Annotated in this window: 10 protein-coding genes; 6 read left to right on the top strand and 4 right to left on the bottom strand. The window is 45.7% G+C overall.

The window, feature by feature from the left end:
* Nucleotides 1-77 precede the first annotated feature (77 nt).
* Complete coding sequence (locus tag JC525_RS03945; protein ID WP_198814618.1) at nt 78-2,696, top strand: flagellar hook-length control protein FliK; 2,619 nt, start codon at nt 78-80, stop codon at nt 2,694-2,696.
* 11 nt (nt 2,697-2,707) lie between these two features.
* A complete protein-coding gene (locus tag JC525_RS03940; RefSeq protein WP_198814617.1) occupies nt 2,708-3,025 on the top strand; it encodes an EscU/YscU/HrcU family type III secretion system export apparatus switch protein in 318 nt (105 codons plus the stop codon).
* A gap of 151 nt (nt 3,026-3,176) precedes the next feature.
* Here the strand turns inward: JC525_RS03940 and JC525_RS03935 are convergent, their stop codons facing one another.
* From JC525_RS03935 to JC525_RS03920, 4 genes are all read right to left on the bottom strand, one after another.
* Nucleotides 3,177-4,373 carry an ABC transporter permease gene (locus tag JC525_RS03935; RefSeq protein ID WP_198814616.1) on the bottom strand — a complete coding sequence of 399 codons (1,197 nt, stop codon included), beginning with the start codon at nt 4,371-4,373 and terminating at the stop codon, nt 3,177-3,179.
* Entirely contained in the window at nt 4,357-5,178 is an 822-nt protein-coding gene (locus JC525_RS03930) for an ABC transporter ATP-binding protein (RefSeq protein ID WP_198814615.1), read from the bottom strand. Before JC525_RS03930 ends, JC525_RS03935 begins: the two co-directional genes overlap by 17 nt.
* 259 nt (nt 5,179-5,437) lie before the next feature.
* Nucleotides 5,438-6,484 carry a recombinase RecA gene (gene recA / locus JC525_RS03925; RefSeq protein WP_198814614.1) on the bottom strand — a complete coding sequence of 349 codons (1,047 nt, stop codon included), beginning with the start codon at nt 6,482-6,484 and terminating at the stop codon, nt 5,438-5,440.
* Between the two features lie 120 nt (nt 6,485-6,604).
* Nucleotides 6,605-7,144, bottom strand: coding sequence for a CinA family protein (locus JC525_RS03920; RefSeq protein ID WP_198814613.1), 540 nt, complete (start codon nt 7,142-7,144; stop codon nt 6,605-6,607).
* Nucleotides 7,145-7,287: 143 nt separating this feature from the next.
* Between JC525_RS03920 and mutS the strand changes: the two genes are divergently transcribed.
* The 4 genes from mutS (at nt 7,288) to JC525_RS03900 (ending at nt 13,896) form a co-directional block, all read left to right on the top strand.
* A complete protein-coding gene (gene mutS / locus JC525_RS03915) occupies nt 7,288-9,891 on the top strand; it encodes a DNA mismatch repair protein MutS (protein WP_198814655.1) in 2,604 nt (867 codons plus the stop codon).
* A gap of 136 nt (nt 9,892-10,027) precedes the next feature.
* Nucleotides 10,028-11,659, top strand: coding sequence for a CTP synthase (locus JC525_RS03910; protein WP_120960583.1), 1,632 nt, complete (start codon nt 10,028-10,030; stop codon nt 11,657-11,659).
* A 59-nt stretch (nt 11,660-11,718) separates the two neighbouring features.
* Nucleotides 11,719-13,011 carry a phosphopyruvate hydratase gene (gene eno, locus JC525_RS03905; RefSeq protein WP_198814612.1) on the top strand — a complete coding sequence of 431 codons (1,293 nt, stop codon included), beginning with the start codon at nt 11,719-11,721 and terminating at the stop codon, nt 13,009-13,011.
* A 144-nt stretch (nt 13,012-13,155) separates the two neighbouring features.
* Entirely contained in the window at nt 13,156-13,896 is a 741-nt protein-coding gene (locus JC525_RS03900; RefSeq protein WP_198814654.1) for a hypothetical protein, read from the top strand.
* Nucleotides 13,897-14,235: the final 339 nt, after the last annotated feature.

Genomic DNA, 14,235 nt, shown 5'->3' with positions numbered 1-14,235 from the left:
TGTTGCGGAACAGCTCTCAAGCGCTTTGCTATACTTAAATTAGTAAGGAAAAGTGCGACCGTGCCGATATTTTAATTATGACAACTCCATTATCATCACTATTGGCAGCAGCCCTGAGTCAGTCAACTGGCCCTTCTGCACCTGCCCCCGCATCCTTACAATTAAGTGAAAACGCTGACGTAGCTAATCAAGGCGGCCGTCGAAATACGACTCCTGTTATTACCAATCCTACTCTGACGCAGGCTGCCTCAATCGATAATGCTGCGAAAGTAATAATTGAACGATTACCTGAGCGGGTACTATCTATAAGCACATCATCAAACACCGCTCAGTCAGTCTCAGCGCAAATGCTTAACGTCGTTTTACCCGCAGAGGTAAGCGCCAAAATTTCAAAGCAAGCGATGAATAACACACAGCTTGCTCTTTTGCCCCAAAGCTCTGGTTCCCATGACTCACACCGCTCTGAAAAAATACCGCAAGAGCAGTCTAACACCCCATCTGCCTTGCTGCTCTCAACCAGTCTACTTCAAAAAAGTGTGTCGTTGTCTGCATCAGATAAAGCGGAATTGCTTAAAGCTGTAGCTCAGGCGCTTGCTGCAAATACCGCAGCAGTAACGCTTAAAGGTCAGCTGTCACTCTCCACTAAAAATGAAAGCTTTGGACAACTCATGCTTGCTATCTCAAAAGACCAATTCGTTGCGCTTACTGATATCAACACGGAAAACGTTGATAGCAGTACCAAGGCGGCGCTTCAAAAGTTGATTGGTCGACAGGTAGTACTTGGGCTAAGTCGAGGAAGCAACGGCAATATCGTCTTGCAAATTTCCCAAGCTCATTCTATTGCAAACAATAGCGCCAATACTGATAGTCGTGCTCAGAGTACACTCGCAACCAGCAGCACAAGCAAAACCGCTATCGTCACGCAAAAAAATGTGAGCACCAACTTGCAATTTACGCTCATTGAACACGCACTTAAGCAAGGTGGAATAGCGATAGAGCACAGCGCCAAAAACTCTACACGCCTTAATGCGCTGTTTGAAAATCCAAACACGAACTCAAATGTATTAAAAGCTATTTCTGCGCTGACGTTGACTGATAGCAAGCTGGCAATACGCACAGCACAACACAGTGCATTAATGCAAATAAGCTTACCTAAAAACAGCGTATCTCCATTTTCTCTTCCTGCTTTGACTCACAATCAAGTAAATAAACTCACTCTTTCACAACTACCCAACGCAATAGCGAAAGAAGCGGAAAGCAGGGTGGGAAATCGTGTTGCCGATGCGTCGCCGTCCTTGCAAAACCTGCGAAGTGAAGCACCGACACTACTTAAGGGTAGTGATGTTCACAATGCCATCACTACCCTCTCTCGGATATTGCTCAGTCAAACGGGCAGCACTAATAAGGCGCTAAGCGAGCTGATCGCCATTGTGGAGAACGGGAAACTAACGACAAACGCCGGCGTATCAAACGCTTTAGATGCTCAGCATGTTGATAAAATCCTCCAGCATTTAAAAGGCCTGGACGTACTCAACGCAAAGCCTTCTCAAATTAGAGTATCTACGACCGACTTTGTTGGGCCGCCCAAACCCACTAATGAGCAACTGGCCTCTGCGCTCAAAAGTACCACGTCACAAACTAAGGATACTGTTCATGGCGAAACACTCGCCACGCAGAGTAACGTGGTAAAAGACAACGCAGGCAAATCTTCTCTTTTGGCACTCGCTCAGGCGTTAAGTACGCAGACTAAAGGCTTATCGAGCGGCTTACTTTCCAATATTATTCAGCAATTAACCGCCTTGCAAAATAAGTCAGTAGGCGCGCTTCCCCCTATTTCTGATACAAGCTTGTCCTTCGCTAGTCCAAAAGGAAATGAAGGCCCAGTTGGTGAAACCTTAACTGCTAACGAAGAAATCAAAGCGCTGTCAAAAAAAGTAGCAAACGATATGAGCGAACAAGGTTTATCACAACGTTTGCAGCAGCTCATATCTACCCAAGCGCTTGTTACCACGCCTGTAAGCTTAACCTCACCAGCAAACTCATCTAGCTTCGTTCAAGGGCTTGTTGCTATGGTCCAACTAGCATTAGCTGGCCGTGCAATGCAAAGACAGCCGAGCTTAAAAGCACAAATAGATGCGCCAGACTCCATTGTTTCAAAAACATTAGCGAATATGGGTATCACTTCACAGCCTAGCCGCATTAGCCAAGATATGAATCAGTTAGACGGTCGACAGCAGTTACTCTCTCATCTTAAAACCTTACTTATTAGCCACCAGCAAAATAAAATAGCCAACGTCGACAGCCGTATTCAAGGGCAAGACAGTTTTTACTATGTACTACCGTCGCTTTCACAGCATCAGACGCCGCCAGAACTTCTGATAAAGCGAGAGCAAGGTGGGCAAAACCATAAACAAGAACAAGCCGGCCAGCGTTCTCTGTGGAACGTTACAATGAAACTAAACATTGGTGATAGCGGGCAGGTATTGGCGAAGTCTAAAATTGATAAAAATACAATAACGTTAGACTTGTATGCATCGAACGATGAAATATTGAGGCGAATTGGAGATACGCTGCCCTACTTGCAGCGGCGCCTCACTTCACTCGGGCTCGTCGTTGAAAACACCAGCTACCAACGGGGACATATACCTGACACGCTCAATTCCCGTCCCCACCAAATTTTTGAAACGCGGGTTTAAGCGGGTAATTTATGACTGACTCACAAAAAACAAAGCGTGCCATTGGTCTTAAGTACGAGGGGGGAGACAAGAAAAATGCACCGAAAGTCGTCGCCAAAGGCTATGGAGATTTAGCCGAGGCAATTATTGCCATGGCTGAGGAAACTGGGATATTGATTCACGAAGATCCCTATTTAAGCGAAGTGCTCGCGACACTGGACGTAGGGCAAAATATCCCTGAGTCACTTTATTATGTTATTGCAGAACTTCTTGCTTATTCTTACGTGTTGCAAGGGAAAATTCCTCCTGGGTGGGAAGGCATTATTAAACGTGTAGATTTTGAAGTGTGAAGGAAAAGCCCAATGATTTATTTATCCTGCCTAAATTTTTTTAATAAGAGAATGGCTAATTGCAAAGCACTTCACTTAGCGCCATTTCTTCCTAATATGAAAGAGCTCGCTTTAGGCGAGCTCTTATCCAGGCCCTTTAACTTTCTTGAATCTACCTAAACAGCACTTTTTCTTTGTTAAACCAATGGATACAGAAGAAAATCAGCCCTGTCGCGATTACCGCTGTTGAGGTAAAAATACCAAACAGCGCAAAGTAATCCATGGTGCCTTTAAACAGCTCTTTCATCGCAAGGGCCACGTTAGTGAGCGGCACCCACACCCAGCCACCTTTAAGCTCTACGCCTGGCATCATTGCGATAATGACAGGGAAGATAACTACCATAATGAGCGAACCCATGTAGCTTTGGGCTTCTTTAAAAGAACGGGCATAAATAGATAGCGATAATAATACAGCTGCAAATACTGCCACCACAGGCACTAACATTAAAAAGATCAATAAGAAGTCTACAAGACCAATCATAGACATTATCTTTACCACAAATTCAACGGCCATGCCTTGCGATAGCACCAGCCCCCACATTGCCATAGAGGAAACCGTTATAAGCGCTGTTACAATACCTGCTGCTGCCACCGTAAAGAATTTACCTAGTACGAGTTTGTGGCGATCCATCGGTGAAATAAGCAAGGTTTCTAAAGTGCCTCTTTCTTTTTCACCTGCTCCTAAGTCTGCTGCAGGGGCCATTGCTCCTTGTAAACACAGTATAAAGATGAAGTAAGGCAGCATGCCTCCAAGTCGTTCACCCCATACCTCGCGATCGTCAGCAACGTTCTGCTTTTCAATTTTAATAGGTTGCAATAGTGCTTCCTGTTGTGTTTCATCAAGATTAAGCTGAGCAAAAGCCGTCTGCTGAAATGCATCGGTATACTCATCAATAATTTCAGAAACACGCCCCATGACTTTATTTAGGCCTGCATCGTTGAGATAAAGGGCAATCTTATGCTGACCTGAATTCAAAACATCACTGTCAAAGGTTTCAGGGATAACCAAAACGAAGTCTAGGGTCTCGTTCTTAATGAGTTTGGCATAGTCAGTCTCATTGCCTATTGGAACTGATTCAAACTTATCAGAGGCACTATTAAAGGACTGCACAATTGCAGGTGCATAAGCCTCACCAACGATTGCGTATTTCAGCACTTCGTTTTCCGCTTTATCTGCTGCAGAGCTCATAAAGAAAAAGGCCACGCCAAAAATGGCTGGAAACAATAGAAGCGGTAGACCAATCATGAATATGATGGTTTTCTTATCGCGTAATAGCTCTTTGAATTCCTTTTTAAAGATTAACCACATTGCCCATCTCCTTAACATCCATTGAGAGTGTTTTTAGAAAGCTCTTATGCATTTGCCCGCCAGATACTTCATTACCAGACAACGCGCTAAATGCTGCAAGCGAATCGTTAAACACGGTTTCGCCTTGGTTAATAACCGTTACCTTGTCGCAAAGCGCTTGGACCTCGTCGAGATGGTGAGTTGAAAAAATCACCGGCGTACCTTTATCCTTAAGACGCTGAATGAACTCCATTACTGTACTGGTCGCCATGATATCAAGTCCCGTGGTAGGCTCATCGAGAACCACCAATTCAGGCTCGTGAATAACCGCACGCGCAATAGACACTTTTTGTTTCATGCCTGACGAGAAATTTTCAGCACGTCTATCAAGGAAGGTTTGCATATCTAACAAATCAGCTAACTCCTCAATACGGGCATTAATCACATTTTTTGAAATGCCATGCAATTCCCCGAAGTAACTAATATTTTCTCGACCGCTTAAACGACCGTACAGACCTGTAGAACTGGAAAGAAAACCAATCTTCTTTCGCGCAATATTTGGGTTAGACAGCACGTCTTCACCACCAATTAGCACTTTACCACTGTCTGGTTTAAGTGCCGTTGAAAGCATGCGTAATGTTGTGGTTTTACCCGCTCCGTTAGGACCAAGCAGTCCTAGAACCTGCCCCTTGTCGCAAGTAAACGACACGTCCCTTACTGATTGGAAATAACGACCTTTTAAACGGGGGTCCTTCTTCTCTTGTTCGCTAAGCTTTTTCGGGTTTTCCACCGTAAAGCGTTTGGCGAGACCTGATATTTCAATCATTCCCTTTCCTCTTCTTTCAGTTAAACAGTTAACTGTTCGTTATTGTTGTGGGCTTTTTTGCACAAAAAGCAAAGTACGCCTTATTTATTTTTATAGTCTGCACGTACCGAAATTTATTACAGCATTCCTTCTTTTTTTTAGTAGTACAAGTTTCAAGCTTATAATAAATGTTAGTAAATATGTCTTACAAAATAATACAGACATGAGGCATAAAAAAACCCACCATGAGGTGGGTTTCTTAAAAACTAACGCGCTGATTTTATTCAGGAAGCACGTCGTCTTCTTGCGGAGCAACCACTTCTTCAGCTTTCACTGTCTTAGGAAGCAATAGCTCTTGGCGAATTTTTGTTTCAATCTCGTTCGCAATTTCAGGATTTTCTTTAAGGAACTTCATTACATTCGCTTTACCTTGACCAATGCGGTCGCCGTTGTAGCTGTACCAAGCGCCAGCTTTATCAACAAGCTTTTGCTTAACACCTAGGTCGATGAGTTCTGCTTCCTTACTGATACCTTCGCCGTAGCGGATCATGAATTCGGCTTGCTTAAACGGAGGTGCAACTTTGTTCTTCACTACCTTCACGCGGGTTTCGTTACCTACTACCTCATCGCCTTCTTTGACAGCACCGATACGGCGAATGTCTAAGCGCACTGAAGAGTAGAACTTAAGCGCATTACCACCGGTAGTGGTTTCTGGGTTACCGAACATTACACCAATCTTCATACGGATTTGGTTAATGAAGATACACAAAGTATTTGAACGCTTAATGTTACCTGTAAGCTTACGCAATGCTTGTGACATGAGACGCGCTTGAAGACCAACGTGAGAATCACCCATGTCGCCTTCAATTTCCGCTTTCGGTGTAAGCGCAGCGACGGAGTCAACAATAACCACATCTACCGCACCAGAGCGTACCAACATGTCGCAAATTTCTAGCGCTTGCTCACCAGTATCAGGCTGAGAAACTAATAGTTCGTCAATGTTTACGCCTAGCTTTTCAGCGTATACTGGGTCTAGGGCGTGTTCAGCATCAACGAAGGCACAGGTCTTACCTTTTTTCTGCGCTTCAGCAATAACTTGCAGTGTAAGCGTGGTTTTACCTGATGATTCAGGGCCATAAATTTCTACCACACGACCACACGGTAAACCGCCTATACCTAGGGCGATATCAATGGTAAGTGAGCCAGTAGAAATCGCTTCAATATCCATGGCTTGGTTGTCGCCTAAGCGCATGATAGCGCCTTTACCAAATTGCTTCTCAATTTGGCCTACTGCGGCAGTTAAAGCTTTTGATTTGTTATCGTCCACGTATATATCCTCTAGGATTTGCGGTTAAATTCTGTTTTGACATCGCCTATTCGTTTAATGACGGTATCAAATAATGATCACATTCTATACTGTACAAGCATACAGTTTCAACCAGTGTTTTTAATTTTCACTCAACATTTTAACCAAGTGAGTGATAGCAAAGGTAATAGCATGCTGGCGTACTTCGTGGCGATTGCCGCTGAATACTTGTTTAATTTGCGCCTCGCGCTCGCCGCACAAAAAGCCAAACCAAACGGTTCCCACTGGCTTCTCTTCTGTGCCTCCGCCAGGCCCAGCAACACCGCTAACGGTTACAACTAGTTGCGCCCCACTGTTGCGGCGCACGCCAGCCGCCATTTCTTTTACCGTTTGCTTCGAAACAGCCCCATATTCAACAAGCGATTGTTCGGTTACGCCAAGCACGTTTTGCTTTGCATCATTTGAATACGTCACCCACGATTGATTAAACCAATCAGAGCTGCCAGCCACACTGGTAAAGGCAAAAGCTATCCCCCCGCCTGTACAAGACTCAGCACTAGACACGGTCCAGCCTTTTGCCTTTAGTGCGTCACCTAATACCTGCACCTGAGCAGATAATGCGCTATCAAGTATCAAAGGGGTGGCGTTTACTGTCGAATCAGTTGAAAATGTTGAGCTCATTTGGATATACCTAATTACACCTGTTGTGCTTTATCAGATCTTCGCTTGATCTTAGTGGGCGTGAGTTTATCATTTATTCTCCTCAACAGGCATTAAACCCAGCAACAAAATCGCAGAGGCTTTTTTTGGAATCACATACTCCCATGATGCGCCAATACCTGACTATTAAGGCGCAGCATCCGAATATTCTATTGTTCTATCGCATGGGCGACTTCTACGAGTTGTTTTATGACGATGCGAAAAAAGCTGCGGAATTACTGGATATATCGCTAACGGCCAGAGGTAAGTCCGGCGGTGAACCTATCCCGATGGCCGGTGTTCCCTATCACGCGGTAGAGAGTTACCTGTCACGCCTTGTAAAAATGGGAGAGTCGGTAGCCATTTGCGAGCAGGTAGGCGACCCTGCAACCAGTAAAGGTCCTGTTGAACGCGCAGTACAACGTATTGTTACGCCTGGTACAGTTACCGACGAAGCACTTTTGGAAGAGCGCCGCGATAACATTCTTGCCGCGGTATGCGGTCATAGCATGCATTATGGTTTGGCAACGTTGGACGTTACCAGCGGTCGCTTTGTTATTTTTGAGAGCGATAGCGATGAAGGCCTATTAGCTGAAATACAGCGAGTAAACCCTGCGGAACTGCTTTATCCAGAAGGGTTTGAAAGTTTACCACTTATAGAAAACCGCAAAGGGCTAAGACGCCGCCCTGAATGGGAATTCGACATTGATACTGCCACAGAGCAGTTAAACGCTCAGTTCGAAACTAAAACATTAGAAGGTTTTGGTATAAAAGGCGTAACAAAAGGACTGGGCGCCGCGGGCTGTGTTTTACAATATGTAAAGGATACCCAGCGCACGGCTCTGCCGCATATACGCCGCATTCAGACGGAACAGCAAGACAGTCGCGTACAGCTAGATGCGGCCACGCGCCGAAATTTAGAACTTACCCATAATTTGTCTGGCGGACAGGAAAATACCCTGTTCAGCGTGATGGATACTACCACCACGGCCATGGGCAGCCGTATGCTTCAGCGAATCATTCACTCGCCGCTGACCGACCAGCATGAACTCCACAGCCGCTTAGATGCTGTTGAAACTTTCATTAATGATGACCCTCAAGATATTCGCACCGCGTTAAAGCACATTGGCGATATAGAACGTATTATGGCGCGTTTAGCCCTTCGCTCTGCGCGACCACGTGACTTTGCACGCCTAAAAAATGCGTTTAACGCACTGCCAGATTTACAATATGCTTTAGCTCGGTTCGATACAGGGCAAATCAGAAGCATTAGCGAAACTATTGGCACTTACCCCGAACTCCAAGCCCTGTTAAACGAAGCCATTATCGATAACCCTCCTGTAGTTATACGGGACGGTGGCGTGATTGCAGAGGGCTACAACGCAGAGCTTGATGAACTGCGCAAGCTATCGCAAGGCGCAACTGACTATCTAGACGCCATGGAGCAGCGGGAGCGAGAACGCACGGGAATTTCTACGCTGAAAGTGGGCTATAACCGAGTGCACGGTTTTTTCATTGAAATTAGCCGAGCGAACAGTGCTCTGGCACCTGCAGAATATATTCGCAGACAAACGCTTAAAAACACCGAGCGCTACATAACGCCAGAACTTAAAGAACACGAAGATAAAGTGCTTAGCAGCCAAGGCGCTGCGCTTGCTCTTGAAAAGCAGCTTTATGAAGCCTTGTTTGACAATTTTGCGCCATACCTCAACAATTTGATTGAAACCGCTGCAGCGCTAGCTAAGCTTGACGTGCTGTGCTGTTTTGCAGAACGAGCTGCCTCCCTTGACTGGCATCGCCCACATTTAAGTCAAGAATGTGCACTTACCTATGATGCCGGTCGCCATCCTGTGGTTGAGAACGTGATGAAAGACCCCTTCATTGCCAACCCACTGCAACTTGATAGCGAACGCCGCATGCTGATCATAACCGGCCCGAACATGGGTGGTAAGTCAACCTACATGCGTCAAACCGCACTCATTGCTTTGTTGGCCTGTATCGGAAGCTTTGTGCCTGCTGAAAACGCTCACATAGGTAAGCTCGACCGTATTTTCACCCGTATTGGCGCCTCGGACGACCTTGCCTCTGGCCGCTCTACTTTTATGGTTGAGATGACAGAAACGGCGAACATTCTTAATAACGCTACCGAAAATTCACTGGTGTTAATGGATGAAATAGGCCGTGGCACGAGTACTTATGATGGTTTATCACTAGCGTGGGCCTGCGCGAGTTACTTGGCGAAGCAGCTTAACGCTTATACGCTTTTTGCCACGCATTACTTCGAACTTACTGAACTGCCAGAAACGCAAAATGGCGTCGTAAACGTGCACTTAGATGCGATGGAGTTTGAAGATACCATACGCTTTATGCATACCGTTTCTGAGGGCGCTGCTAGCAAGAGCTTTGGTTTACAAGTAGCTCAGCTTGCTGGCGTCCCTAAAGCGGTGATAAAAGCAGCCCAACAAAAGCTGGCCGTATTGGAATCGTCTCACCTTATGATAAATGGCGAAAGCGAGTCAGAAGGCGCGCAAGGCAAGCCAACGGCTCCAATGAGTAAGCCGAAAACCTCTGACAGCAGCGGGTCTAAAGCTAAAGGCCAAGCGGAGATGCTTTTTCCAGACAAACCACACCCCGTGGTAGAAGCTCTTGAAAACTTATCACCCGATGAGTTGTCACCGCGCCAAGCGCTTGACCTGATTTACACACTCAAGCGCTTAAGCCAATCGTAAAATTGTGCATCATGTGGGCAAATTGATTGTCTGCCCACATGAATTTGCGTATACTATCGCCCCGTCCAAAGTGTAGCTGGTTTTGTTCTAAACTCGGCCTATATTTATCATACAACCCAAACGTTCTAGGTTTCGCATGACAAATTATATTTTCGTCACCGGTGGTGTAGTTTCATCGCTAGGTAAAGGTATTGCTGCAGCATCGTTAGCCGCAATTCTGGAAGCTCGCGGTCTCACCGTTACCATGTTAAAGCTCGATCCTTATATCAACGTCGATCCTGGCACAATGAGCCCTATTCAGCATGGTGAAGTATTTGTTACCGATGACGGCGCTGAGACCGACCTTGATTTAGGCCATTACGAGCGTTTTATTCGCACCCGCATGACTAAGCGCAACAACTTCACTACCGGTCGTGTATATGAAGAAGTACTGAAGCGTGAGCGTCGCGGTGACTACTTAGGAGCTACCATTCAGGTTATCCCACACATTACCAATGAAATTAAGCGCCGCGTTATCGAAGGTGCTGAAGGTCATGATGTGGCTATTGTTGAAGTGGGCGGAACCGTAGGTGACATCGAGTCACAACCTTTCTTAGAAGCTATTCGTCAGCTTGGTACTGAAGTGGGCCGTGAACGCGCTATGTTCATGCACTTAACACTTGTGCCTTACATGCCTGCATCGGGTGAAGTAAAAACTAAGCCTACGCAGCACTCAGTGAAAGAGCTTCGCTCTATTGGTATTCAACCAGACATCCTTGTTTGTCGTTCGGTAGGTGCACTGCCGGCCAGTGAGCGCTCTAAAATTGCGCTTTTCACTAATGTTGCTGACAAAGCCGTTATCTCTTTGAAGGACGTAGACAGTATCTACCGTATTCCTGCCGCACTTAAAGCTCAGGGTATGGATCAGTTGGTTGTTGACCGCTTCGGTCTTGAGTGTGAAGAAGCCGACTTATCTGAGTGGGAACAAGTGCTTTACGCTGAGTCAAACCCTACGGCTGAAGTAAACATTGGTATGGTAGGCAAGTATGTAGAGCTACCTGACGCCTATAAGTCTGTTAATGAAGCGCTCAAACACGCGGGACTTAAAAACCGCCTAACTGTGAATATCCACCATATTGATTCACAAGATGTAGAAAGCAAAGGTACCCAAATTCTAGAGCAGTTAGATGCTATCTTGGTACCTGGCGGCTTTGGCGAACGCGGCATTGAAGGTAAAATTGCGGCAGCCCGTTATGCCCGTGAGAATAAAGTCCCTTATCTTGGCATTTGCTTGGGTATGCAGGTAGCGCTTATCGAATACGCACGTAATGTTGCCGGCATGGAAAACGCGAACAGCACAGAGTTCGACCCTGAAACGCCTTACCCAGTTGTTGGCCTTATTACCGAGTGGTTAGACGCTGCGGGTACGACCGAAGTGCGCACTGAAACATCAGACCTTGGCGGTACCATGCGTTTAGGTAGCCAGCTTTGCCACCTTATTGAAGGGACAAAAGTACACGAGATGTACGGCAACGCTGAGATCTACGAGCGCCACCGTCACCGTTACGAAGTGAACAATAACCTGCGCGACCAAATAGAAGCGGCAGGATTAAAGGTAAGTGGTTTGTCCACTGACAAGCGACTTGTAGAAGTAGTGGAAATCCCTGATCATCCATGGTTCATTGCGGGCCAATTCCACCCTGAGTTCACATCAACGCCTCGGGATGGACACCCTTTATTTACTGGCTTCGTTGCTGCGGCAGGAAAATACCAGAAAGAAAATCACTAATTTCTAATAAAAGGGGCGCTCTCTCCCGTTGCGCCCCATTCAATTGTTGAGGAAAAAACATGGCGAAAATTAGTCGCATTATCGGACGCGAAATCTTAGATTCACGCGGTAACCCTACTGTAGAAGCAGATGTATATTTAGAATCAGGCGTAATGGGCCGAGCTGCAGCACCATCTGGTGCCTCTACGGGTAGCCGCGAAGCGCTAGAGCTACGCGACGGCGACAAGTCTCGTTACCTAGGTAAAGGTGTAACAAAGGCAGTTGCAGCAGTTAACGATACCATCGCGCCAGCACTTATCGGCAAAGACGCTTTAGCCCAAGCTGATATCGACGGCATCATGATTGACCTTGATGGCACAGAAAACAAAGAAACGCTAGGTGCGAACGCTATCCTTGCAGTTTCACTTGCCGTAGCAAAAGCAGCAGCCGCTGAAAAAGGCGTAGCGCTTTACGAGCACATCGCAGACCTAAACGGCACGTCTGGTCAATACTCAATGCCAGTACCTATGATGAACATCATCAACGGTGGTGAGCACGCTGACAACAACGTAGACATTCAAGAGTTCATGGTACAGCCAGTGGGCGCGACGAGCTTCAAAGAAGCACTACGCATGGGTGCAGAAATCTTCCACGCACTTAAGAAAGTACTTTCTGCAAAAGGCCTTAACACAGCGGTTGGCGACGAAGGTGGTTTTGCGCCTAACTTAAGCTCAAATGCTGAAGCACTAGCGGTTATCGTAGAAGCTGTTGAAAATGCTGGCTACAAAATGAATGAAGACATCACGCTAGCGCTTGACTGTGCGGCGTCCGAATTCTACAAAGAAGGCAAATACGTACTATCTGGCGAAGACAAGAGCTTCGATTCAGAAGCGTTCGGCGACTACCTTGCAGACCTTTCTGCACAGTACCCAATTGTATCTATTGAAGACGGCCTAGACGAAAGCGACTGGGACGGCTGGGCGAGCCTAACTAAGAAGATTGGTGACAAAGTACAGCTAGTTGGCGACGACTTGTTTGTAACTAATACCAAAATCCTTAAGCGCGGTATTGATAACGGCATTGGCAACTCAATCCTTATCAAGTTCAACCAAATCGGTTCACTGACTGAAACCCTTAACGCGATTAAAATGGCGAAAGATGCTGGCTTTACCGCGGTTATCTCTCACCGTTCTGGTGAAACAGAAGACGCCACCATTGCTGACCTTGCCGTAGGTACAGCGGCTGGCCAAATCAAGACGGGTTCACTATGTCGTTCTGACCGTGTTGCTAAGTACAACCAATTACTTCGTATTGAAGAAGCACTAGGTGACGCTGCAACTTACAAAGGCCGTAGCGAAATCAAAGGCCAGTAAGTTACCCCTATTAAAATGATGAAAGGCCGCTTAATATAGCGGCTTTTTTTGTCTGTTTTTCACGCTGTTTAATTAAACCGTGTAGCATCAAACGCTGAATCTTGGTAGTGTTAAATGACTCTAGACAGGCATTTGATAACCCTAATGGCTCCAGGCGACGAACTTTCCCACTCTACTACCAACACTCAAGTTGGCTTTTTTAGTGACGCTGGTGAACTAGGTGGAAGCCACCCTCAATTTAATGAAATATGTACTGCCTTGTACGAAAGGGAAGTTATCTCTCTCGCACACAGTCAAATAACGAACCTTTCTTTACTTAAGCGTCGAATGGGCGGCCTGCCCTATCACGTTAAAGCCATTGCTCGATATATGGTAAATAACGAGGCTTTATCTAACCCATCGCCGCTAAGAGTGGATACACACAATGGTAGTTGGTATGCCAAGCAATCGGCCAAATGCCCCGGTATTAATCATTTAGATGATTCAGAAAAACGGGAATCCTGGTATCGAAAAAATGCCAAGTACGGCCTTGTTGTCCCCGTTCTGGTTTTAAATATTGAAGGTACGCACATTGAACTCGATTCTATTGATATGGTTAATCAAGACAATACGCAGCTTCATTTAAACAAAAACGGATGGTTTGCTAATACAGGTGAATGTATTCACTCCACTACACAGCGAGACGATGACTCTGCTTCAACGGCGCTTTCTGTGGAGCGTAAAATATTACTGCGGCCTTCAAAGGCTATAGTAACCGCAGCATGCTGTGGCCACGCGTGGAGCTTCAAGTCAAAGCGTTCACCTCGTGCATTAACCCTTCGCGAAATGCGCTTGTCGACGCAATTAAACTGGAAGAATTTCACGTTAAATCCAAAAGACCAATAAATATGCACTAATTGAGAATAAAAACTCAAAATGCCGAAAACAGAAATTTTATATTTTTTAGTAGAAACATCCTACCTAAAGAGAAAAAAGCAACAAAATCTCTAAGACCCTAAGCTCTCCACCTTAAAATCACCTTTCACTCAAATCCCGATTAGGATAAATATCCTAAATAATTAAAAGATAGCTTTTATACACGAAAAATATACTCATTATTGTAAACAATGGTTGACCTCTTCATGCCACATGGGTACATTGTCGCTATCAACTTGGTCAGCAAAGAAACAACAGCAAATGCATACTCGTTTTCTTCTTCTATCTCTACTCCTTATGGCAGCCAGA

Source organism: Alteromonas sp. IB21 (assembly GCF_016405965.1).
GTDB lineage: Bacteria > Pseudomonadota > Gammaproteobacteria > Enterobacterales > Alteromonadaceae > Alteromonas.
Note: the sequence above shows the minus strand (reverse complement) of the source record. Positions and strands in the feature narration are given on the sequence as shown.